Origin of the sequence: Pseudomonas sp. FDAARGOS_761, from assembly GCF_013343155.1 — a bacterium.
In the GTDB taxonomy this organism is placed as follows: domain Bacteria; phylum Pseudomonadota; class Gammaproteobacteria; order Pseudomonadales; family Pseudomonadaceae; genus Pseudomonas; species Pseudomonas aeruginosa.
The window spans coordinates 2,360,788-2,382,204 of record NZ_CP054572.1; the positions used below are offsets into that span (position 1 = coordinate 2,360,788).

21 protein-coding genes are annotated in these 21,417 nt (G+C 69.7%); 9 read left to right on the forward strand and 12 right to left on the reverse strand.

The window, feature by feature from the left end:
• The first annotated feature begins 8 nt into the window (after positions 1–8).
• Both FOC67_RS11095 and FOC67_RS11100 read left to right on the forward strand, forming a co-directional pair.
• Positions 9–938: an alpha/beta hydrolase gene (locus FOC67_RS11095; RefSeq protein ID WP_083842343.1), complete on the forward strand. Its 930-nt coding sequence runs from the start codon at positions 9–11 to the stop codon at positions 936–938.
• Positions 923–1,681: an SDR family oxidoreductase gene (locus FOC67_RS11100; RefSeq protein WP_003088821.1), complete on the forward strand. Its 759-nt coding sequence runs from the start codon at positions 923–925 to the stop codon at positions 1,679–1,681. Before FOC67_RS11095 ends, FOC67_RS11100 begins: the two co-directional genes overlap by 16 nt.
• Before the next feature lie 398 nt (positions 1,682–2,079).
• On the opposite strand, the gene FOC67_RS11105 is transcribed toward FOC67_RS11100, so the two are convergent.
• The gene (locus tag FOC67_RS11105; RefSeq protein ID WP_003088822.1) at positions 2,080–2,478 is read right to left on the reverse strand and encodes a four-helix bundle copper-binding protein; all 399 of its coding nucleotides are present in this window, start codon (positions 2,476–2,478) and stop codon (positions 2,080–2,082) included.
• A gap of 170 nt (positions 2,479–2,648) precedes the next feature.
• Between FOC67_RS11105 and FOC67_RS11110 the strand changes: the two genes are divergently transcribed.
• Positions 2,649–4,421 (forward strand): thiamine pyrophosphate-requiring protein, encoded by a 1,773-nt coding sequence (locus FOC67_RS11110; RefSeq protein ID WP_003088823.1) that lies wholly within the window; start codon positions 2,649–2,651, stop codon positions 4,419–4,421.
• An 18-nt stretch (positions 4,422–4,439) separates the two neighbouring features.
• Here the strand turns inward: FOC67_RS11110 and FOC67_RS11115 are convergent, their stop codons facing one another.
• The 6 genes from FOC67_RS11115 to FOC67_RS11140 form a co-directional block, all read right to left on the reverse strand.
• Positions 4,440–4,916, reverse strand: a complete 477-nt coding sequence (locus FOC67_RS11115; RefSeq protein ID WP_003121670.1) for a DUF4142 domain-containing protein — start codon at positions 4,914–4,916, stop codon at positions 4,440–4,442.
• A 67-nt stretch (positions 4,917–4,983) separates the two neighbouring features.
• Positions 4,984–5,925 (reverse strand): biotin-dependent carboxyltransferase family protein, encoded by a 942-nt coding sequence (locus FOC67_RS11120; protein ID WP_010794134.1) that lies wholly within the window; start codon positions 5,923–5,925, stop codon positions 4,984–4,986.
• Entirely contained in the window at positions 5,922–6,635 is a 714-nt protein-coding gene (locus FOC67_RS11125; protein WP_003111803.1) for an allophanate hydrolase subunit 1, read from the reverse strand. Before FOC67_RS11125 ends, FOC67_RS11120 begins: the two co-directional genes overlap by 4 nt.
• Positions 6,632–7,375 (reverse strand): 5-oxoprolinase subunit PxpA, encoded by a 744-nt coding sequence (locus FOC67_RS11130; RefSeq protein WP_009315686.1) that lies wholly within the window; start codon positions 7,373–7,375, stop codon positions 6,632–6,634. The genes FOC67_RS11125 and FOC67_RS11130 overlap by 4 nt, the downstream gene beginning before the upstream one ends.
• Positions 7,376–7,407: 32 nt before the next feature.
• On the reverse strand, positions 7,408–8,637 hold the full coding sequence (locus FOC67_RS11135; RefSeq protein ID WP_003111801.1) for an OprD family porin: 1,230 nt from the start codon (positions 8,635–8,637) through the stop codon (positions 7,408–7,410).
• A 24-nt stretch (positions 8,638–8,661) separates the two neighbouring features.
• On the reverse strand, positions 8,662–9,933 hold the full coding sequence (locus FOC67_RS11140; RefSeq protein WP_003088828.1) for an MFS transporter: 1,272 nt from the start codon (positions 9,931–9,933) through the stop codon (positions 8,662–8,664).
• A 254-nt stretch (positions 9,934–10,187) separates the two neighbouring features.
• On the opposite strand from FOC67_RS11140, the gene FOC67_RS11145 reads away from it, so the two are divergent.
• On the forward strand, positions 10,188–11,141 hold the full coding sequence (locus FOC67_RS11145) for a LysR family transcriptional regulator (protein ID WP_003088829.1): 954 nt from the start codon (positions 10,188–10,190) through the stop codon (positions 11,139–11,141).
• Between the two features lie 106 nt (positions 11,142–11,247).
• On the forward strand, positions 11,248–12,045 hold the full coding sequence (locus FOC67_RS11150; RefSeq protein ID WP_009315688.1) for a putative hydro-lyase: 798 nt from the start codon (positions 11,248–11,250) through the stop codon (positions 12,043–12,045).
• Here FOC67_RS11150 and FOC67_RS11155 read toward each other — a convergent pair.
• Positions 12,030–13,013 (reverse strand): hypothetical protein, encoded by a 984-nt coding sequence (locus tag FOC67_RS11155; protein ID WP_009315689.1) that lies wholly within the window; start codon positions 13,011–13,013, stop codon positions 12,030–12,032. The genes FOC67_RS11150 and FOC67_RS11155 overlap by 16 nt on opposite strands.
• A 191-nt stretch (positions 13,014–13,204) precedes the next feature.
• Between FOC67_RS11155 and ada the strand changes: the two genes are divergently transcribed.
• Positions 13,205–14,281, forward strand: coding sequence for a bifunctional DNA-binding transcriptional regulator/O6-methylguanine-DNA methyltransferase Ada (gene ada / locus FOC67_RS11160; RefSeq protein WP_003132212.1), 1,077 nt, complete (start codon positions 13,205–13,207; stop codon positions 14,279–14,281).
• A gap of 166 nt (positions 14,282–14,447) precedes the next feature.
• Here the strand turns inward: ada and FOC67_RS11165 are convergent, their stop codons facing one another.
• From FOC67_RS11165 to FOC67_RS11180, 4 genes are all read right to left on the reverse strand, one after another.
• A complete protein-coding gene (locus FOC67_RS11165) occupies positions 14,448–14,690 on the reverse strand; it encodes a DUF2790 domain-containing protein (protein ID WP_003088835.1) in 243 nt (80 codons plus the stop codon).
• Between the two features lie 125 nt (positions 14,691–14,815).
• A complete protein-coding gene (locus FOC67_RS11170; protein ID WP_003088836.1) occupies positions 14,816–15,928 on the reverse strand; it encodes a DUF2855 family protein in 1,113 nt (370 codons plus the stop codon).
• 16 nt (positions 15,929–15,944) lie between these two features.
• On the reverse strand, positions 15,945–16,373 hold the full coding sequence (locus tag FOC67_RS11175) for a nuclear transport factor 2 family protein (protein WP_003088837.1): 429 nt from the start codon (positions 16,371–16,373) through the stop codon (positions 15,945–15,947).
• Positions 16,374–16,520: 147 nt separating this feature from the next.
• Complete coding sequence (locus tag FOC67_RS11180) at positions 16,521–17,426, reverse strand: LysR family transcriptional regulator (RefSeq protein ID WP_009315691.1); 906 nt, start codon at positions 17,424–17,426, stop codon at positions 16,521–16,523.
• 125 nt (positions 17,427–17,551) lie between these two features.
• Here FOC67_RS11180 and FOC67_RS11185 point away from each other — a divergent pair, with 125 nt between their 5' ends.
• The 3 genes from FOC67_RS11185 to FOC67_RS11195 all read left to right on the forward strand — a co-directional run bounded on the left by FOC67_RS11185 (position 17,552) and on the right by FOC67_RS11195 (position 21,399).
• Positions 17,552–18,688 carry an SRPBCC family protein gene (locus FOC67_RS11185; protein ID WP_078451813.1) on the forward strand — a complete coding sequence of 379 codons (1,137 nt, stop codon included), beginning with the start codon at positions 17,552–17,554 and terminating at the stop codon, positions 18,686–18,688.
• Between the two features lie 36 nt (positions 18,689–18,724).
• A complete protein-coding gene (locus FOC67_RS11190; RefSeq protein ID WP_009315693.1) occupies positions 18,725–19,657 on the forward strand; it encodes a LysR family transcriptional regulator in 933 nt (310 codons plus the stop codon).
• Positions 19,658–19,761: 104 nt separating this feature from the next.
• Positions 19,762–21,399, forward strand: a complete 1,638-nt coding sequence (locus FOC67_RS11195; RefSeq protein ID WP_174707724.1) for a GMC family oxidoreductase — start codon at positions 19,762–19,764, stop codon at positions 21,397–21,399.
• Positions 21,400–21,417 lie beyond the last annotated feature (18 nt).

Here is a 21,417-nt window from a genome sequence, read left to right on the forward strand (position 1 = left end):
CGCCCCTGATGTCGCCGCCGCAACGCCTGCGCGCCGGTCTCCTGCGCGGCTGCCTGCGCCTGTTGTTCCGCGGGCTGGTCCGTCCGCCCATGCCAGTGGCGCTGCAACGCGGCGTGCTGCGCGGGCTGAGCCTGGCGACGCTGGGCGCCGGCGGCGTCGTTCGCGAGCGCCGCAGCCTCGCCGGCGTGCCCTGCGAGTGGTTGCGGCCGCGCGGGGTGGAGGCACGGCGCCGGGTGCTCTACCTGCACGGCGGCGCCTACCTGATCGGCTCGCCGGCGACCCACCGGGCGATCACCACGCACCTGGCCCGGCGCTGCGCCGCCGAGGTTTGCGCGGTGGACTACCGGCGTGCCCCGGAACATCCGTTTCCCGCCGCCCGCGACGACGCCCTGGCGGTCTACCTGGCATTGCTGGAGGCCGGCCATTCGCCGCGCCGACTGCTGCTCGCCGGTGACTCGGCGGGCGGCCACCTGGCGCTGTCCCTGGCCCTGGAGCTGAAGGCGCGCGGCTTGCCGTTGCCGGCCGGGTTGCTGCTGTTCTCGCCCTGGACCGACCTCAGCTGCCAGCGCCTGCACACGCCGGAGGCCGGCGACCCGCTGCTGTCGAGGGCCTGGCTGGAAAGCGCGGTGCGCCTGCTGCTGCCGGCCGACGCGGAGCCAGGCTCGGCCGCCCTGTCGCCACTGCATGCCGACCTGGCGGGGCTGCCGCCGCTGCTGGTACAGGTCGGCGAGGACGAATTGCTGCGCGACGACAGCCTGCGCCTGGCGCAACGGGCCGGCGAGCAGGGCGTCGCGGTGCGATTGCAGCGCTACGCCGGTTGCTGGCACGTGTTCCAGGCCCATGCCGGCGTGCTGGCCAGCGCCGACCGGGCGTTGGACGAGGCGGCGGCGTTCGTCGTCGAATGCAGCGCGGAGGGCGACCAGTGCAGAACATCCTGATCAGCGGTGCCGCCTCCGGGATCGGCGCCGCCAGCGCGCGACTGTTCCACCGCCGGGGCTGGCGGGTCGGTTTGCTGGACATCGATGCCGAGGCGTTGCGCGGCTTGGCCGCGCAACTGCCGGGCGCCTGGCAGCGTGCCGTGGACGTCAGCGAGCCCGACGCGGTCGGCGAGGCGCTTGCGCAGTTCTGTGCCGACGGCCGCCTGCGCCTGCTGTTCAACTGCGCCGGCATCCTGCGTTTCGGCCGCTTCGAAGAGGTCGCCCTGGAGGACCACGCGCGGTTGCTGGCGATCAACCTGCAAGGCGTCCTCAACTGCTGTCACGCGGCCTTTCCGTTCCTGCGCGCGACGCCGCAGGCGCAGGTACTCAACATGGGCTCGGCATCGGGGCTTTATGGCGTACCGGAGATGGCCGTCTACTCGGCTTCGAAGTTCGCCGTGCGCGGGCTCACCGAGGCGCTGGAGCTGGAATGGCGCCGCCACGGGATTCGCGTCGCCGACCTGATGCCGCCGTTCGTCCGCACGCCGATGGTCGCCGGGCAGACCTACCGACCGCCGGTGTTGCGTCGCCTGGGGCTGAGACTGGACGCCGAGGATATCGCCGAGGCGGCCTGGCGGCAGGCGCACAGCCGGCGGGTACACCGGCCGGTGGGCGGGTTGTTCACGGCGCTGTACTGGGCTGGGCAGTTGTCTCCGCCGTGGGTGAACCGAGCGGTGATGGCGTGGTTGTCGCGGGACGAATAGGCACTTGCGTTTATCCGCCGCTTATCCGGGGTATTGGCGGATACCGCCTGTGGCGGTATTCGCCCTACAGGCCCCGGAAACGCCGACTGCCGCTCCAGCTCCGTAGGGCGAATAACCGCTCGCGGTTATCCGCCGCTTATCCGCGACATCGGCGGATAACGCCCGTGGCGTTATTCGCCCTACGGATCAGGACTTCGAAATGAACTCATCTCTCAGGCTCATGGCGTCGTGGTCTTTCTCCGGCAACTCCGCACACCTGTCCGCTATGTCTCCGGTCCGTACAGACGCTTGCAAAAGGGGCTCGCCTGGGAAGGCGAAACGAGAAGCCGGGGCAGGCAAGGAAATCAGCTTGCCCAGCACATTCAGACTCAAGACCACGACGGCAGAAATGGCCAGCCTCAGGCCGGCAACAATGGCCGGCAGGCCTCGACGAAGCGCCGGCAGGCACCCGCACATTCGCGCTCCAGCGGCTCGTCGCCATCGCAACGCTCCGCGCATGCCAGGGCATAGCGCGCCGCCAGCTCGCAGGCGGCCGGCGCCCATGGGCTGCGGCGCTCCAGCAGCAGGGCAGCGAGGCGGCAGAGGTCGGCGCAGTCGCCGGCGTGCTGGCGTTGTTCCCTGCTGGACTCGATGCAGAGCGCCAGGTAGCGCTCGCACGCGCGGATGCAGGCCTGGGCTGCGAGCCGGCAGCGCTCTTCCGGCGCCTGGGCGGCGGCACCGCCGAGCAGGGCGTCGGCGTCGGTTTCCAGCAGGGAACCGGGGTCTTCGTTTCCGGGATCGTTGATGGCGCGGGTCATGGCGGCACCTCCTGGCGATTGCGCCCATGCGGGCCCTGTCCCTTGGGCCGGTCGCCCGCGCCGACAGTTCAGTCGATTTCGCCGTCGGCACCGCCGCTCGATTGCCTTGAACCCTCGCCTGCGGCGCCAGTCCTCACTGGTACGACCCCAGACACGACCAGGAGGCGAGAATGTCCAGCACGGTTGCCGATCAATTGCTCGAACGCTTGAGCCAGTGGGGGGTGAAGCGCGTCTTCGGCTACCCCGGCGATGGCATCAACGGGATCATGGGCGCCATGGGCCGGCGCGCCGAGGCATTCGACTATATCCGCGTGCGCCACGAGGAGATGGCGGCCTTCATGGCCGGCGCCCACGCCAAGTTCACCGGAGAGGTCGGGGTGTGCCTCGCCACCTCGGGGCCGGGCGCGATCCACCTGCTGAACGGGCTCTACGACGCGCGCATGGATCATCAGCCGGTGCTGGCCATCGTCGGCCAGCAGGCGGCTACCGCGTTGGGCAGCGACTACCAGCAGGAAGTCGATCTGCAGAGCTTGTTCAAGGACGTTTCCGCCTATGTCGAGACCGTGGTCAGCCCGGCACAACTGCTCCATGTGCTGGACCGAGCCCTGCGCGTGGCGGTCGGCGAGCGGCAGGTGGCGACGGTGATCGTGCCCAACGACGTGCAACAGATGGCGGCCCCGAAGCGCCAGCCCCACGAGCACGGCCACGTGATGTCGGCGGTGGGCTTCGTCCAGCCGCGACCCTACGCGCGCGACGCCGACCTGGAAGCCGCCGCGGCGATCCTCAATCGCGGCCGGCGCGTGGCGATCCTCGCCGGTGCCGGGGCCCTGGGCGCGCACCGGCAACTGGAAGCGGTCGCCGAGCGCCTGGCCGCCGGAGTGGCCAAGGCGCTCCTGGGCAAGGCGGCGGTTTCCGACGACCTGCCGTACGTGACCGGCTCCATCGGTCTGCTCGGCACCCGCGCCAGCAGCATGCTGATGGAGCATTGCGACACCCTGCTGATCGTCGGCAGCACTTTCCCCTACAGCGAGTTCCTACCCAAGGCCGGCCAGGCGCGGGCGGTGCAGATCGACCTGTATCCGCGCAACATCGGTATCCGCTATCCGATCGATCAGGCCTTGCTCGGCGATGCAGGGGAAACCCTGGAGCGCCTGCTGCCGCTGCTCGAGCAGAAAAAGCACGGCGCCTGGCGCCGCCGGGTCGAGCGGGCGGTGACGGCCAGTCGCGAGGAAGCCCGGCGCCAGGCCGAAGAGCCAGCCGACCCGATCAACCCGCAGCGGGTATTCCGTTCCTTGTCGGAGCAACTGCCGGACGATGCGATTCTCTGCGGCGACAGCGGCTCGCATACCAACTGGTACGCCCGCGACATCCGCATGCGCCCGGGCATGCTCGGCTCGCTGTCGGGCAAGCTGGCGACCATGGGCAGCGGCGTGCCCTACGCCATCGCCGCCAAGCTCGCCTATCCGCAGCGGCCGGTGGTGGCGATGGTCGGCGACGGCGCCATGCAGATGAACGGCAACGCCGAACTGGTCACCGTGCAGCAGTACTGGCAGCGCTGGGACTCGCCGACCTTCATCGTGCTGGTGCTGAACAACGGCGATCTCAACCAGGTGACCTGGGAGCAGCGTGCCCTGGCCGGCGACCCGGAGTTCAGCCCGGCGCAGGAAGTGATCGATTTCCCCTACGCGCGTTATGCGGACATGCTCGGCTTCAAGGGCATCCGCGTGGATCGCCCGGAGGATATCGACGCCGCCTGGGCCGAGGCCTTCGCCGCCGACCGCCCGGTGTTGCTGGAGGTGGTCACCGACCCGAACGTGCCGCCGCTGCCGCCGCACATCAGTTTCGAGCAGGCCAAGCACCTGCTTGGCGCCATGCTGCAGGACGATCCCAAGCGCTGGGGGGTGATTCGCCAGAGCGCCCGGCAGGTCCTCGCGCGGCACTGAGCAAGGCGGTCGCGGCGCTCAGTCGGCGCGGCCGCTACGCAACTGGTCGGCCAGTTCGCGGTGGTGGTAGAAGCGCGCCAGCCATTCGTCGGCGAAGCGGCGCAGGTCGGGATCGGCGGAGTTTCGGGCGATTCCCTCGAAGCGTGCGACCAGACGGTCCTGCTGGCGAATCTGCGCGTCGAGGAAACCGCGCTCGTCGAAGCCGCCGGGAGCGGCGGCCTGCCGTTCGGTCTGGCGCGGCGAGGGCAGCGCCAAGGCCTTTTCCCCGGCCAGGGCGCGCAACTGATGGTCGAACTCCTGCTGTTCGGTGAGTACGCGCTTGGCATAGAGCTGCACCGCCTTGTTTTCGGAACGGCGCATGGCTTGCTCGGCTGCCTCCACCTGGGCCTGGCTGTCGGCCAGGCTGTCGGCGAGCAGGGCGCGGGTATCAGCGGGTTCGGCCTGGACGGCCAGGGGCAACAGCAGGGCGGCGATCAGTGACAGGCGACTGGGCATGGCGAACCTCCGGACGGGACGAGTGTGCGGTGGACGCTCGCCATACGGCGCCGTTCAAAAAAACCGCCTACGCGTCCCAGGCCGCCAGCAGGCGTCGATGCTCGCGGTGCGCCGCCTCCTGCACCGTCGGCAGCAGCCGTACCCGCTGGCCTGGCAGGCATTGCGCCAGGCGCGCCAGCGCCAGCGGGGCGAGGGCGCCGAGACGGGGATAGCCGCCGATGGTCTGCCGGTCGTTGAGCAGGACGATCGGCTGACCGTCCGGCGGCACCTGCACCGCGCCGAGGGCGATGCCTTCGGAAATCATCGACTGCTGCCGGCATTCCAGGCGCGGGCCGAGCAGACGTACGCCCATGCGGTCGGCGCGGGTATCCACCTGCCAGTCGCCGTTGAACGCATCGAACAGGCTCATGGCCGGGAAGTCGCCGATCTGCGCGCCGAGGATCAGCTCCAGGCGCGCTTCGCCGGTGCAGTCCATGATCCGTTCGCTGGGCATCGGCAGCGTGCGTGGCCGTGCGCCATCGGCCAGCCAGCCGAGGCTGTCGCCTGCGGCCAGGGCCTTGCCGTCGGCGCGGGGGCCGCCCAGGCCTTCGCGGGCCACCGTGGCCAGGCTGCCCAACTGGCGCTCGCCGGCGAAGCCGCCGGGCGCCGCCAGGTAGGCGCGGGCGCCCTGGCGCGGGTGGGCGAAGGCCAGGCGCTGGCCGTCGCGCACGGCGAACGCGCCCCAGGCCGGCAGCGGCTGGCCATCGAGGGTCGCGCCGAGATCGCCGCCGGCCAGGGCCAACCAGCCGTCGGCACGGCATTCGGCGACGAAACCGCCGAGGGCGATCTCGATCACCGCGGCGTCCAGGGGATTGCCCAGCAGCCAGTTGGCCCAGCCCATGGACAGCCAGTCGAGGGCGCCGCCCTGGGTCACGCCGAGATGGCGGCAGCCGAAGCGGCCGCGATCCTGCAACTGGACCAGCGGGGTGCTCTGGCACACCCGCAGTCCGCCGTGGATGGAGTCGTTCATGCCTGGACCTCCAGGGGCGTGTCGTCGCCGCCGAGGCGGACGAATTCGGCGTGTCCGATGGGTTCGAAACGCACCCGGTCGCCGGCGCGCAGCAGGCTGTAGCCGTCCAGGGTGAGGTCGAACAAGCGCACCGGGCAGCGCCCGAGCAGGTTCCAGCCGCCTGGCGAGGCCTGCGGATAGACCGCCGTCTGGCGCTCGGCGATGCCGACGCTGCCGGCGGCGATGCGTTGCCGGGGAGTCGCCAGGCGTGGCGCCGCCAGGGCTTCCTCGACCAGCCCCATGAAGGCGAAGCCGGGGCTGAAACCGAGGGCGAAGACCCGGTACTCGTGCTGGCTGTGGCGGCGGATCAGCTCGGCGACGCCGAGCTGCTTGCGCCGCGCCAGGGGTTCCAGGTCGGGGCCGACCCGCGGGTCGTACCAGGTCGGCAGGACGTGCAGGCGGCCGCCGTCCTGGCGTCTCGGGCTCAAGTCGGACAGCGCCGCGGCGATCCGCGCGCGGGCTTCGCCGGGGTCGAGCTGGAGCAGGTCGTATTGCAGGAGCAGGGTGGTGTAGGACGGCACCAGGTCGAGCAGGGCGGCGCCGAACGCCGCCCGCAGGTTTTCCTCCGCCGCCAGCAGCCAGGGCATGTTGGCTTCGTCGATGCGCTCGAACAGGCGCAGGACGAAGCTGTCGATGGCGGCCACCTCGATGCGCGGTTGCGGTTGGCTCATGCCGCCTCCAGGGCGTCGCGGATGCGCCGCACCGCGGCCAGCGAGGCGGGGTTGTCACCGTGTACGCAGAGGGTCTGCGCCTCCAGCGCCAGGGCGCTGCCGTCGCTGGCTCTCAGCGGCGCGCCACGGGCCAGCAGGAGGGCCTGGGCGAGCACCGTCTCGGCGTCGTGGTGTACCGCGCCGGGCTGGCTGCGCGAGACCAGGTAGCCGGCGCCGTCGTAGGCGCGGTCGGCGAACGCCTCGAACCACAGCTCGATGCCGTGGGCCGCGCCCAGCGCGCGCGCCGCGGTGTTGTCGCGGGTGCTCATCAGCATCAGCGGCAGGGTGCGGTCGTAGGCCGCCAGTGCGCGCAGCACGGCGGCGAGGATCGCCGGGTCGCGCATCATGTCCTGGTACAGCGCGCCGTGCGGCTTGACGTAGCGTACCCGCGTGCCCTGGGCGCGGCAGAGTCCGTCGAGGGCACCGATCTGGTAGAGCAGCAGGTCTTCCACTTCCTGCGCCGAGCAGGCCAGCGAGCGCCGGCCGAAGCCGACCAGGTCGGGGTAGCCGGGGTGCGCGCCGATGCGCACGCCATGCTCCACCGCCAGGGCCACGGTGCGGCGCATGGTGCCGGGATCGCCGGCGTGGAAGCCGCAGGCGATGTTGGCGCAATCGATCAGCGGCATCACCTCGGCGTCCAGGCCCATGCTCCAGGCACCGAAGCTCTCGCCGATATCGCAGTTCAACAACAGGCTGTTCATGCTGGTTCCTTCAGGTCATTGCTCGCCGGACCTCACCACAGCGCCAGGCTGTAGCTGAGGATCAGGCGGTTTTCGTCGAGGTCGTTGGCGAAATTCGAACGCACCGTGGCGTTGCGCCATTTCACTCCGAGGTTCTTCAGCGGCCCGCTCTGCACCACGTAGCCGAGGTCGGTGTTGCGTTCCCATTCCTTGCCGTCGTTGGCCGCGCCGCGGGCGACGTTGTCGCCGGAGACGTAGCGGCTCATGAAGCTCAGGCCGGGCAGGCCGAGCGCGCCGAAATCGTAGTCGTAGCGCAGTTGCCAGGAACGCTCGTCGACGTTGCCGAAGTCGCCGATCTGGATGAAGTTGACCAGGTACGGGTCGCTGCCGGCGATGTAGGGATAGGGATCGTCGCCGCTGATCCGCTGGTAGCCGGCGGCCACCGCGTGGGCGCCCAGGCGCAGGCTGAAGAGGGCGCCGAAGGCGCGGTTGTCCAGTTCGCGGAAGCCGCCGTCCTCGCTGGCCCGGGCGAAGCGCAGGTCGCTCTTGAGCGAACGCTGTCCGCCGAGGTCGAGGGTGTGTACCAGGCCGGCGAAGGTCTGTCGGTAGATGTCCTTGAGCCGACCCTGGTGCAGGCTGGCGGTCAGCGCCGGGGTCAGGCGATAGTCGCCGCCGGCGAAGTCGAAGGCATCGCTGCGCCCGCCGATGCGGTTGGCGCTGAACACCTGGTAGTCGCTGGAGCTGTTCAGCTTGTTGCGGTCCAGGTGCGCGCCGCGCAGGGTCAGGCCGTCGATCTCCTGCACGTCGAGCAGCGCGCCGCGGAACAGTTCCGGCAGCAGGCGGGTGTCGTTGGCCGAGACCAGCGGGCTCTTGAAGTGCAGCGCGCCGACCTTGAGCAGGCTGTTGGAGACCCGCGCCTTGGCGGTCAGGCCGAGCTTGGCGTAGTCGTCCTGGGAACCCCCGGCGGAGCCGTCGGCCGGCAGCAGCCCGGTTCCGCCGCTGCCGCCGCCGGAGTCGAGCTTGAGGCCGAGCAGGCCGATGGCGTCGACGCCGAAGCCGACGGTGCCTTCGCTGAAGCCGGACTCCAGGCGCAGGAGGAAGCCCTGCGCCCATTCGTCGGCGTTGTCGCGCGCGCCGCTCTGGCGGAAGTCGCGGTTGAAGTAGAAGTTGCGCAGTTCGAGGCTGGCGTGGCTGTCCTCGACCAGGTCGGCCTGGGCGAGCAGCGGCCAGCCCAGCCCGCTGCCGACGAGCAGCGCGGCAGCCAGGCGGGGAGTGGGATGCATGCTGGGGTTTCCTCGGTCGACGGCTCAGAGTTCCAGTTGTTTGCCGCGGGTTTCCGGCAGGCTGAGGGCGGCGAGGATCACCACGCCGTAGGAGACCGCGGCGAAGGCGCCGATCCCCAGGCCCAGCGAGAGCTTCTGGCCGAGCATGCCGATCAGCATCGGGAACAGCGCGGCGATGGCGCGCCCGGCGTTGTAGCAGAAGCCCTGGCCGGAGCCGCGGATGCGGGTCGGGAACAGTTCGGTGAGGAACGAGCCCATGCCGCTGAAGATGCCCGAGGCGAAGAAGCCGAGCGGGAAGCCGAGCCAGAGCATGGCGCCGTTGCTTACCGGCAACTGGGTGTAGAGCAGGACCACGGTGAAGGAGCCGACGGCGAACAGGACGAAGTTCTTCTTGCGCCCGATCAGGTCGGTGAGGAAGGCACTGACCACGTAGCCGACGTAGGAGCCGAGGATCACCATCGCCAGGTAGCCGCTGGTGCCGAGCACGGTCAGCCCGCGCTCGGTCTTGAGGAAGGTCGGCAGCCAGGCGGTGATGGCGTAGTAGCCGCCGAGCGCGCCGGTGGTCAGCAGCGAGGCGCGCAGGGTGATGCTGAGCATCCCGGGGGCGAAGATCTCGTAGAAGCTGACCTTGTCGGCGCCCTGGTTGCGCTGCCTGGCCTCGCGGTAGATCGCCGGTTCCTTGACCAGCCGGCGTACCACCAGGACGAACAGCGCCGGCAACAGGCCGAGCATGAACAGCGCGCGCCAGGCCTCTTCCGGCGGCAGCAGGCTGAACATCAGCGAGTAGAGGATGGCGGTGAGGCCCCAGCCGATGGCCCAGCCGGACTGCACCAGGCCGACCGCCTTGCCGCGGTCGCGGGCCTTGATCACTTCGCCGATGAGTACCGCGCCGGCGGTCCATTCGCCACCGAAGCCGAAGCCCATCAGGGTCCGCGCGACCAGCAACTGCTCGTAGTTCTGCGCGAGGCCGCAGAGGAAGGTGAAGAAGGCGAACCAGAGCACCGTCAGTTGCAGGGTCAGCACCCGGCCGATGCGGTCGGAGAGGATCCCGGCGATCCAGCCGCCGGCGGCGGAGGCGAGCAGGGTCATGGTGTGGATGAAGCCGGCTTCGCCGGTGCTGATCCCCCACAGGGCGATCAGGGTGGGGATCACGAAGCTCAGCATCTGGGTGTCCATGCCGTCCAGGCCGTAGCCGATCTTGCAGCTCCAGAAGGCCCGGCGTTCCTGCTTGTCGAGGGCGCGATACCAGCCGAAATGACCGTCCCGGGAAGCGTCCGGGCCGGCGTCGAGGGTCATGTGTTTTTCCATGGGGGCACCGATCGTCGTTATTGGTGTTATGAGGATTCGGTGGGCGCCGTCGCACCCGGTGGTCGCATTCTTCGAGGCTGGCCAGCGAGCGTCCAACTAATTTATGCGGCCGCCGGGGATAAGAAATTTCGATGGCGGAGCAGGCCGTCATGCGTCGATCATGTGCCGCCGGAAGGCGGGCGCTGGCATGGAAGCTGCTCGCTCCTGTCACCTTGTGTCCCTTGCCCGTCGGTGCCCGCCACATGAACCTGAAATTCCTCGAGACCTTCGTCTGGGTCGCGCGCCTGAAGAGCTTCCGCCTCACCGCGGAGAAGCTGTTCAGCACCCAGGCTTCCATTTCCAGCCGGATCGCCGTGCTGGAGGACGAACTCGGCGTGAAACTGTTCGTCCGCGACTCTCGCGGCGTGACCCTGACCCCGGAAGGCGACAAGGTACTGGCCTACGCCGAGCGCATGATGGACACCATGCACGCGCTGAAGCAGTCGCTCGACACCGGCGCCAGCACCCAGGGACGGATTCGCATCGGCGCCATGGACACGGTCATCCACACCTGGCTGAGCCCGTTGGTGGCCAGGGTCACGGAAACCTTCCCGGCGGTGGAGATCGAGCTGATGGCGGACACCGCGCGCAACCTCTCCGAGCAGTTGCAGAAGGGCTACCTGGACCTGATCTTCCAGACCGACTCGCTGCGCCACGAGTCGGTGCTCAACCTGGAACTGGGCAGCTACCCGCTGCGCTGGATCGTCTCCACCGGCTCGATCTACCACCGCGACTACGCCTCGCTGGCGGACCTGGCGCGGGAGCGGGTGGTGACCTTCTCCAAGCACTCGCGGCCGCACCAGGACGTGCTCGGCCTGCTGCACGCCAACGGCGTCGCGGCACCGCGCCTGAACTGCGTGAACTCGGTGGCGGCGATGACCCGCCTGCTGCGCGACGGCTTCGGCGTCGGCGCCTTGCCGCCGGCGCTGGTCAGCCAGGAACTGGAACGCGGCGAACTGACCCTGCTGCGCCTCGGCCCGCCGCCGCCGAACCTGCCGGTGGTGGTGTCCTGGCGCGGCGGCACCGGCCTGGAGCTGGTGGACGAAGTGGTGGAGCTGAGCAAGACGGTGCTGGCCGACTACGCGGCCAACGTCGGCCCGGAGTGCATGCTCCTGGCGCCGCTGAAGAAAGGAGTGGGGCGGCTGCGTTCGCGCTGATTCGGATTTTCCGATCGCCCCCGGCGGAAAAATCTCGTTGGACGCTGACCGCCGTCCGCTTCTACAAACCCGCCAACAACCACGTCCGCCAGCGCACGGAGCCGCCATGCCCGAACCGACCTTCCACGAACTCGCGCAACTGCCGCCGCCGGTCCTGCGCCAACTGATCCGCCGCGGCGACTACGCCGGCCATACCAGCGGCCTCGGCCAGCGCCACTTGCAGGCCAACCTGGTGATCCTGCAGAAATCCTGGGCCGACGAGTTCCTTCGCTTCTGTGCCCTGAACCCCCGGGCCTGCCCGCTGCTCGACGTCAGCGAACCCGGCTCGCCGCACTTCGCCCGGCTCGGCGCGGATATCGACGTGCGCAGCGACCTGCCGCGCTACAGGGTGCATCGGCGCGGCCAGGAGCCCGTCGAGGTGAACGACATCGGCGCGTTCTGGGAGGCGGATTTCGTCGCCTTCGCCATCGGCTGCTCGTTCTCCTTCGAACAGGCGTTGCTCGACGCCGGCATCGGCCTGCGCCACCTCGAGCTGGGCCGCAACGTGGCGATGTACCGCACTGCCATGGCCACCCGGCCGAGCGGTCGCCTGGCTGGCCCCACGGTGGTATCGATGCGGCCGTTGAAGGCCGCCGAGGCGATCCGGGCGATCCAGGTCACCAGCCGTTTCCCGATGACCCATGGCGCACCGCTGCACCTGGGCGATCCGGCGCTGATCGGCATCCGCGATCTGGCGCGACCCGACTACGGCGACCCGGTGCCGCTCGCGGCGGACGAGATCCCGCTGTTCTGGGCCTGCGGGGTCACGCCCCAGGCGGTACTCGCCGAAGCCCAGCCGGAGCTGTACATCAGCCACGCGCCGGGGCACATGCTGGTCAGCGACCGACTCTACGACGAACTCTGAGAGGCGTCGTCCTTCGCCGGACCGGGGATGATCGCCAGGTGGCGCAGGGTGTCCGGCTCCAGGCTGTAGCTCTTGCCGCTCGGCGCCTCGACGAGCCGGCCGAGGGCGTAGAGGGTGAAGTAGCGCACCGTTTCGGCGCAGCCGAGGATGTCTTCGAGGTAGCGCCGATGCGGATAGGCCTGCAAGGTTTCCGGGGCGACGTAGAGGAATACCGGCTTGCCGTCGATGCGGTCGCGGAACTTGAAGCGGAAGCCTTGCGGCCGGTTCGGCGAGCCGTAGCGCTTGGGCAGCAGGTCGGCGCCGCCGTAGAACACCTTGCCGGCGCTGCCCGGGGTGGCATAGCCGATGTGCTGGAAATAGGCGCGCAGCGCTATCCGGCCGAGGCCGCTGATGTGGATGTCCAACTGCTTGAATTCGTCCGCCGGCAGTTCGGCGCGGGCCTGGCGGAAGGTGTCGACGAGCTGTTCGAAATCGCGGGTGCGCCGCCGCCGTTGCGTTCTCTGCCGAGGCGCGGCGGGAGCGTCGGCGCGCACTGCGGCGGAGGCCGGCGGCTGTTCCTCGGCGTCCGGGTCCGCTGGTGGCGGCGCGGCTTCCTCGGCGATGGCCGGATCGAATTCCTCGACGTAGGCGTCCAGCTTGTCGCGGATGCGCCGCTGGCCGGCCTCCTCGGCGGATTCGCCCGGGCGCAGAGCGTCCTCGTCGTCCTCGACGAACCACTCGCAGTCCGGCAGGTGGGTGGAATGCGGGAACTTGCTGAAGTGCGCGGCCTTGCGGGTGTCCTGCGGCAGCTTGTCGTAGTTGCTCGCCGATACCTTGATCCCCTGTGCCCTGCACGCTTCGCTGGAGCAGAGGAAGTCGAAGCGTTTGCGCGGCTCGGCCTGGGAGAAGTATTCGCGGCGGGCACTGGCGATGGAGATCACTCGCTCCAGTTGCACGCAGTAGGCCAGTGCTATCCGTTTGAACGCCATGTTCCCAGTCCTTCCGCCGGTTCGAGCGGGCCATTATGGCGCCTGGCGATGGGTAGGCAAGCCGGCGGCCTCCCGCGCCTGCCGAAGCCGGGCGCACGGCCTCGCTCGAATTCAAGCGCAAGAACCGGAGTTCTTGCGCTTGAACGGCGAATTAGTCTGCGGGCATCATCCGCTCCCACAGGGGAAACGCCATGAGCCAGCAGCCCGATCCTTGCAACGCCTACCACACCGACGAACAGCGCTGGGCCGCCGTGCTGGCGCGCGACGCGGCGGCGGACGGGGCGTTCGTCTATGCGGTGAAGACCACCGGGGTCTATTGCCGTCCGAGTTCCTCGGCGCGTCGGCCCAGGCGCGAGAACGTCGAGTTCTTCGCCACTGCCGAGGCCGCCGAGGCCGCCGGCTATCGGCCCAGCCGGCGCGCCGCCGGCGACCGCAGCCTGGCGGCGGAGCAGCGCGCCGAGCGGGTGGCGCAGGCCTGCCGGATGATCGAGACGGCGGAGACGCCGCTGGCACTGGAGGCGCTGGCCGCCCGACTGGGCATGAGTCCGTTCCACTTCCATCGCCTGTTCAAGGCCGAAACCGGCCTGACGCCCAAGGCCTACGCCTCGGCCTATCGTGCCCGGCGCCTGCGCGAGCGCCTGGGCCAGGCATCCGCCTCGGTGACCGAGGCGATCTACGAGTCCGGTTTCAACTCCAACAGCCGTTTCTACGAGTCCTCGTCGCAACGCCTCGGCATGCGCCCGCGCGATTACCGCGATGGCGGCGCCGGCGCGGCGATCCGCTTCGCCATCGGCCAGTGCTCGCTGGGCGCGATCCTGGTGGCGCAGAGCCAGCGCGGCATCTGCGCGATCCTCCTCGGCGAGGAGCCGGAGCCGTTGCTGCGCGAGTTGCAGGACCAGTTCCCGCGCGCCCAGCTGCTCGGCGGCGACGCCGACTTCGAACGGCTGGTGGCGCAGGTGGTGGGCTTCGTCGAGTCGCCTCAACTGGGACTGGACCTGCCGCTGGACGTACGCGGTACGGCGTTCCAGGAACGGGTCTGGCAGGCACTGCGGGAAATACCGCCGGGCAGCACGGCGAGCTATGCGCAGGTCGCCGAACGGATCGGCGCGCCGCGAGCGGTGCGCGCGGTGGCGCAGGCCTGCGCGGCGAACCGGATCGCAGTGGCGATTCCCTGCCACCGGGTGGTACGTCGCGACGGCGACATTTCCGGCTACCGCTGGGGTGTGGAGCGCAAGCGCGAACTGCTGCGCAGGGAAGAGCGGGATTGAGCCCAAGGCCAGGCGATACGCGGCCCGGAATGCAAAAAGCCCACTCGATGGTGGGCTCTATGCAATGGGGCGCTGGTCCTTCAGCTGGTTCCAGTATCCATGTCAGCGGTGAAAATTTCGTGAAATGAAACGACAACCCTGACCGTTCGTCCTTTCCTCCGTCGTTTCATTCGTCGCTGCACGCACGCGCCTGCTTCAGGTAGTGCAACACCTGGCGCTCGCCGTGGGAGTCCAGGTACACCAGGGTGGCGCGCACCACCTGGCAGGTATCGCTGGGCGCCTCGTCGACGCTCAGCACCCTGGCCACGTCCAGCGGCATGCCGTAGACGTAGTCGGCAGTCGCCGCACCGGCGATGGCCGGCACCAGCAGTAGTGCGACGCAGCAGAGGTAGAGCTTGGCTCGGTTCATGGACGGTATCTCTCCATCCCCCCGCGAAGCGACGGCGCAAGGGCGCCGCCGACGCCATGGGTGGAACCCGCTTCGTCGTTCGCGACGGGTTCGCCACCTCCGTCCAGCAGTATAGAACGGCGGCCTCAGCCGCCGTCGAGGGAAAGGATGTAGCCCAGTTGCGGTGCCGAGCGCCCGGCCAGCAGGTCCTGGTAGACCTCCAGCACCTCGCTGCCGCCGACACCGCGGCGGACCTGGATCCAGCCGCCGACGAAGGCCGAGAACTCGCCCCAGACTTCCGCCAGGCGCGCCTGGAACGCCGCGCCGCCCCAGTCCTTGAGGCGTTTTTCCGCCTGCGCCGGGGCGAAGAACAGCTTCGGCGTCGGACCCGGCAGCGCCTTCGGCAGGCCGCCGCGCTGGTCCCAGTGGGCGGCGCCGACCAGGCAACTGTAGCGCAGGCGGTCGCCCAGGCGCTGGTGCAACTGGCCGAGCAGGGCGCCGTTGCCGGCGAAATCCACGCTCAGCGCGTCTCCGCTGGCGTCCAGTGCGTCCAGGCGGTCGTAGGCCAGGACCTCGTCATAGCAGCCCAGGCCTTCGACGAAGGCGCGGTTGCCCGCGGAGGTCAGGCCGACGATGCGGTAGTCCTGGCCGCGTTGCGCACGATTGCGCTGGAGGAGGAAGGCCAGGCCGATGGCGGTCTTGCTCGAGGCACTGCTCAGCAGCAGGTCGGTGGCGCCGAAGAAGGCATGCTCGGCGAGGAAGTCGTCGAGCAGGAACGAGGTGGTGAACAGCGGCCGCAGGAGCATCTGCAGGGCCTCGTCGGAGGCCCGGTAGAGCGGGTCGCTGCTGCAGCGCAGGTACTGGTTGTAGACCGACGGGAGGTTCCGGCGGTGCTCGCTGGCGTCGACGAAGCCGCTGCCGCGGACCTGCGCCGGCGCGACCAGCAGGTGGCTGGCCATCGGATAGTAGCCATAGAAGCGCTCGCCCGGTTCGACCCCCGGGCAGCGCGAGGCAAGCACCTCGGCGAAGCCCCAGACCGGGACGATGCCCAGCCCCTCGCCGGCCGGGAAGAACTCCCAGTAGCGCAGGGCATCGCCGAGGGCGGCATAGGTGACGTTGTTGGCGGTCAGGGCGAACTCGCCGACCGCCAGCAGCGCCTGGCCTTCCGCCAGCGCCTCCGGGGCGGGCAGGTTGCGCGTACGCAGGGCGGCGGTGGCGAGCTGGCGACGCTCGACCACGACTTCGGTGATGCGGGTCATGGCAGGTTCCTCCGCCTCAGGCCTTGCTCGCGGCCAGATAGGGCGCCAGGCGCCGGCCCATTTCCTCGCCGAGGGCCTGGAGGCCGCTCATGGGACGGACCATCACTTCGAAGTCGACGATCCGGCCGTCGTCGTCGAAGCGAATCATGTCGATGCCTTTCAGTTCGCGTTCGCCGACCCGTGCGCTGAATTCCAGCACCACGCTGCGGCCGTCGGCGCTGGCCAACTGGCGGTGATAGGCGAAATCCTCGAAGACCGTGAGCACGGTATTCAGGATCATCGAGACCACCGGTGCGCCGGCATACGGCTTGTGCGCCATCGGCGAGCGGAACACGGCGTCGGGGTGCAGCAGGCGCGGCAACCCGGAGAGGTCGCGGCGGGCGATCAGCCCGTGCCATTCGGCGAGGGTGGCGGCGGCGTTGGCTTCGAGCGGCAGGCTGGTCATACGGTGGCTCCTCTGGCGGGTGCTGGACTGTATCCCCGGGGCGGCCGGGGACCGGCAGCGGGGCGCAGCCTCACCATAGGGCGCGGGAAAGGCCTCGCTCAATGATCGAAAGTGACGGAAGACTGATCCTGGCGCGCAACCTGCGACTCAGCCCTGTTCGATCTGCACGATCTGCTCGCGCAGCCATTGCAGGCCGGGCGTCGCTTCCTGCTGGCGATGCCAGATCAGGTTGACCTGCACCGGAGCCATCTCGAAGGGGACGTCCGCCAGTTGCAGACCATGGCTGCCGGCGAAACGCTCGGCCAGGCGGCGCGGCACGGTGCCGAGCAGCTCGGTGCTGGCGACGATGGCCGGGATGGTCAGGTAGTGCGGCACCAGCAATTGCACCCGGCGCTGCACCCTGGCCGAGCCGAGGACGATCTCCAGCGGGCTGCCGCGCCCGACCCGCGGCAGGATCGAGACGTGCTGCGCGGCCTCGTAGGCGGCGCGGTCGAGGCCGCCGCGGAAGGCCGGATGGCCCTGGCGGCCGATCACCACCAGGCGTTCCTCGCCGACCGGCCGGTAGGCCAGCTCGGGCTCGTCGAAGTACAGGTAGTCGATCGCCAGGTCCAGTTCGCCGCTGGCCAGTTGCGCCGGGATCGAGGCGCCTTCGTCGGGCCGCACCTCCAGCGTCACCCGCGGGGCCAGGGTCTTCAAGCGGGTCACCAGGCCCGGCAGCAGGCGCAACTGGGCATAGTCGTTCATCGTCAGGCGAAAGGTCCGCGCGGTGTGCGGATCGAAGGCTTCCTGGGAGCCCAGCCCGGCCTGCAGCAGATGCAGGGCCTGGCGCACCGGCACGTACAGGGCGAGGGCGGCGGCGGTGGGTTCCAGGCCCTTGGCGGTGCGCCGGAACAGCGGCTGGTCGAGCTGTTCGCGCAGGCGGGCGAGGGCGTTGCTCACCGCCGGCTGGCTGCGATGCAGGCGGATCGCCGCGCGCGACAGGTTGCGTTCGCGCATCAGGGCATCGAAGACCAGCAGCAGGTTGAGGTCGAGCTGCTGCAAGTTCAGCTTCATGAATAATCCTCATTCTATTTATCCATTACCCTGATAAGACTGGCATCGCTACACTCGAATGCAAGCCCTTCCGCCCCGGCGGATCGGCCCGGTTCGCGGCCCAGCCAATAACAATCACACGCGAGATGCCGACCATGTCCTTCGATCCCCAACCCTTTCGCCAGCAGTACCGCGCGGCCATCCGGCCCGGCTACAACCCCTGGCTGCACGCCGGCTTCGTCCTCGCCTACGGCGGCGCCTGGATCGTCTTCTTCCTCTCCCGGCTCGAGCAGCCGAGCCTGCTGGAATGGCTGACGGTGCCGGCCGCGCTGGTGTTCTTCAACTGGGGCGAGTACCGCATCCACAAGTCCCTCGGCCACCACAAGCACCCGCTGGGGCGGATGTTCTACAAGCGCCATACCGGCGACCACCACAGCTTCTTCGTCGCCGGCCAGATGCGCTACGAACAGGCACGCGACTGGCGGGTGATCCTGTTCCCGGCCTGGCTGGTGGTGGTCTTCAGCCTCGGCGCGCTGCTCGCCTGGAGCCTGCTCGGCCTGCTGAACGACAACCTCGCCGCGCTGTTCGCCGCGACCCTGCTGCTGGGCTACCTCAGCTACGAGATCTTCCACGCCTGCGAACACCTGCCGCCGGAGCATCCGCTCAGCCGTCTGCCGTGGATCCGCCACATGCGCCGCCTGCACGAACTGCATCACCGTCGCGAGCTGATGCAGACGCACAACTTCAACCTGGTCTTCCCGTTGATGGACTGGTGCTACGGTACCCTCCACTGGGAAGCGGAAACCGCCGAGGAGCACGCCATGACCCGCATGCAGCACCGAATCGAGATCGCCCGCGGGCCCGAGGCGACCCTCGCCTACGCCGCCAGCCCGGGGCTCTGGCCGGAATGGCATCCCTCGTCGTTGCGGGTCGACGGCGCCGCTGGCCCGCTGCCGGCCGGCGCGCGCTTCGAGGAGGACATCCACGCCGGCGGCCGCGCCGGGCACCTGTCCTGGACGGTGGTCGAGTACCAGCCGGGCCGCCTCTGGCGCGCCAACGCCCGTGGCGACCACGGCCTGCACCTGCGCCTGAGCTACGAATGCCAGCCGAGCGCGGCCGGCACCCGCTTCGTGCGCACCCTGGAATACCGCTTCGACGGCTGGTCGATGCGCCTGGCCAACCTGTTCCTGCTGCGCCGGCGCATCGAGCGCGAGTCGGAGGAGTCCATGCAGCGCCTGCGCCGGGTCGCCGAGGCGCGGATAGCGGCGGCGGAAAGCGTATGATCGGGGTCCGCGGGGGCGGATCGCAGAAGGACACCGATGAACAAGTTTGCCGAAATGACCACCTTCGTCAGCGTGGTCGACGCCCGTAGCTTCTCCGAAGCCGCCCGCCGCCTGGGCACCACCAAGTCGCAAGTCAGCCAGCGTATCCAGCAACTGGAGAGGCGCCTGGGCCGGGTGCTGCTGAACCGCACCCGGCCGCTGAGTCTCACCGACCCCGGTCGCACCTACTACGAACATGCCTGCCGCCTGCTACAGGAGCTGGAGCAGGCGGAAGCATCGGTGCTCGACGCCGACGACGACCTGCGCGGCCAGTTGCGCCTCTCCGCGCCGCTGGCCTTCACTCCGCGCTACCTGGCGCCGCTGCTGGCGCGCTTCGCCGAGCGCCATCCGCAATTGCGGGTGGACGTGCAGGCCGACGATCGTTTCGTCAACCTCCAGGAACCGCGCTTCGACATGGCCCTGCGCATGGGCCGGCTGGACGACTCCTGCCTGGTGGCGCGGCCGATCACCGCCAACCGCCACCTGCTCTGCGCCAGTCCCGACTACCTGGCGCGGCATGGCGTGCCGCAGCATCCCGAGGAATTACAGGCGCACGACGGGCTGGTCTACTACAACCGCGAGCCCGGCGGCATGCTCTGTCTGCCGGTGGACGGCGAACCGGCCTCGTTCCGCATCCGGGTGAGGATGCGCACCGACTCCGGGCACCAGTTGCTCGAAGGTGCGCGCGCCGGGCTCGGCCTGGCGATCCTGCCGAGCTTCCTGGCCGCCGAAGCCTTGCTGGCCGGCGAGCTGCTGCCGGTCCTGCCTGGCTACTCGCCGGACGGCGGGCAGGTTTCCGTGGTCTACCGCAAGACCCAACGGACGCCCCGGAAGATCCTCGTCCTCGGCCAGTTCCTCGAAGAGGAAATCGGCGATCCGGCGCCCTGGGACCGCGCGCTCATCGAGCGTGGCCTGTTGCCGCCGGGCTGAGTTCGGAAAAACCGAACCAGCGGTTCGCCTTCCGCTGTCTGTCGCCGAGGGCGCGCCGGGCATAGCGTTGCTCCCGTCAATCGATCTGGATACGGGAGAACCCCATGCACCAACCCGAAAACCCGGCGCGCCGCACCTTGCTGGCGCAGACCGTCGCCGGCTCCGCCGCGCTCGCCCTGGGCTCGCTGCTCGGCGGCGCGCCCGGCGTGGCCAGCGCCACGGCGGAAACGCCCCGCAAGGCCTTCGATGGCGGCAGGATCGATGTGCTGATCGTCGGCGGCGGCTCCGCCGGCGCGGCCCTCGCCCGGCGCCTGAGCGAGCGCGGCGACCGCCGGGTACTGTTGCTGGAAGCCGGCCAGGCCTATCCGGCCTGGGACTACCCCAGGATCATCGCCAGCAGCGACAGCGTCGGCGGCGACCCCGCCAGCGACTGGGGCTACCAGTCCCAACCGGGGGCGATCGGGCATCCGATCCATGCGATCCGCGGCAAGGTCCTCGGCGGCAGCTCGGCGATCAACGGCGCGGTGGCGATCCGCGCGCGGCGCGAAGACTTCGCCCGCTGGAACCTGCCGGGCTGGTCCTACGACGACCTGCTGCCGGCGTTCCGCCGCCTGGAGACCCGCCAGGGCGGCGACCCGGCCCTGCACGGCGGGGACGGACCGCTGCCGGTGCGGCAACTGAGCCGCGCCGATCTCTCGCCGATGCAGAGGGCCTTCGTCGACGCCACCCTGGCCAACGGTTTCAAGGCCATCGCCGATTTCGACGGCGCCGACGCCAACGGCGTCGGGCCGTACCCGATGAATGTCGTCAACGGTGTGCGCGTCAACACCGGCATGGCCTATCTCGACAACGCCGTGCGCGCTCGCGCCAACCTGTCGATCCGCGGCGACGCGCTGGTCGACCGGGTGCTCTTCGAAGGCAAGCGCGCGGTGGGCGTGCGCCTGGCCTCCGGCGAGGAAATCCACGCCGGCGAAGTGATCCTCAGCGCCGGCGCCTACGGCAGCCCGGCGATCCTGCTGCGCTCCGGTGTCGGCCCGGCCGACGAGCTGAAGGCGCTGTCGATCCCGTTGCTTGCCGACTTGCCGGTGGGCCGCCGGCTCAAGGACCATCCGTTCTACTACAACGCCTATGCCGCCCGGCCGGAGCGCATCGGCGCGCAGTCGCCGGTGATCGGCGCCAAGCTCTGGACCCATAGCTCGCGGGCGCAGAACGGCGAGCTGGACCTGCACATCACCGCCACCCACCTGTTCCCCGCCGAGATGAGCCCGACCGGGGTCGGCTTCGTCCTCGCCGTGGCCCTGACCCGGCCGCAATCGCTGGGCAGCGTGCGTCTGGCCAGCCGCGACCCGGCCGTCGCGCCGCTGATCGACCTGAACTTCCTCGCCGAGGCCGAAGACCGCGCGCGGTTGCTGGAAGGGGTCAAGCTGGCGCGCCGGATAGGCCGCAGCGAACCGCTCGCCGGGCTGATCCACGCCGAACTCGGACCGGGGCCCGAGGCACGCAGCGATGCGCAGATCGAAGCGGCGATCCGCGCCACCCTCGATACCTACCACCACCCGACCTCCAGCGCGCCGATGGGCCGTGCCGGCGAGCGCTGGGCGGTGGTCGACCTGGAGGGCAGGGTGCATGGCCTGCAAGGATTGCGGGTGATCGACGCCTCGATCTTCCCCGATGCCATTTCGGTGGCCACCAACATCACCACCATCGCCGTTGCCGAGCACCTCGCGCAGCGCATCGCCTGACCGACCCAGGAGAACTTG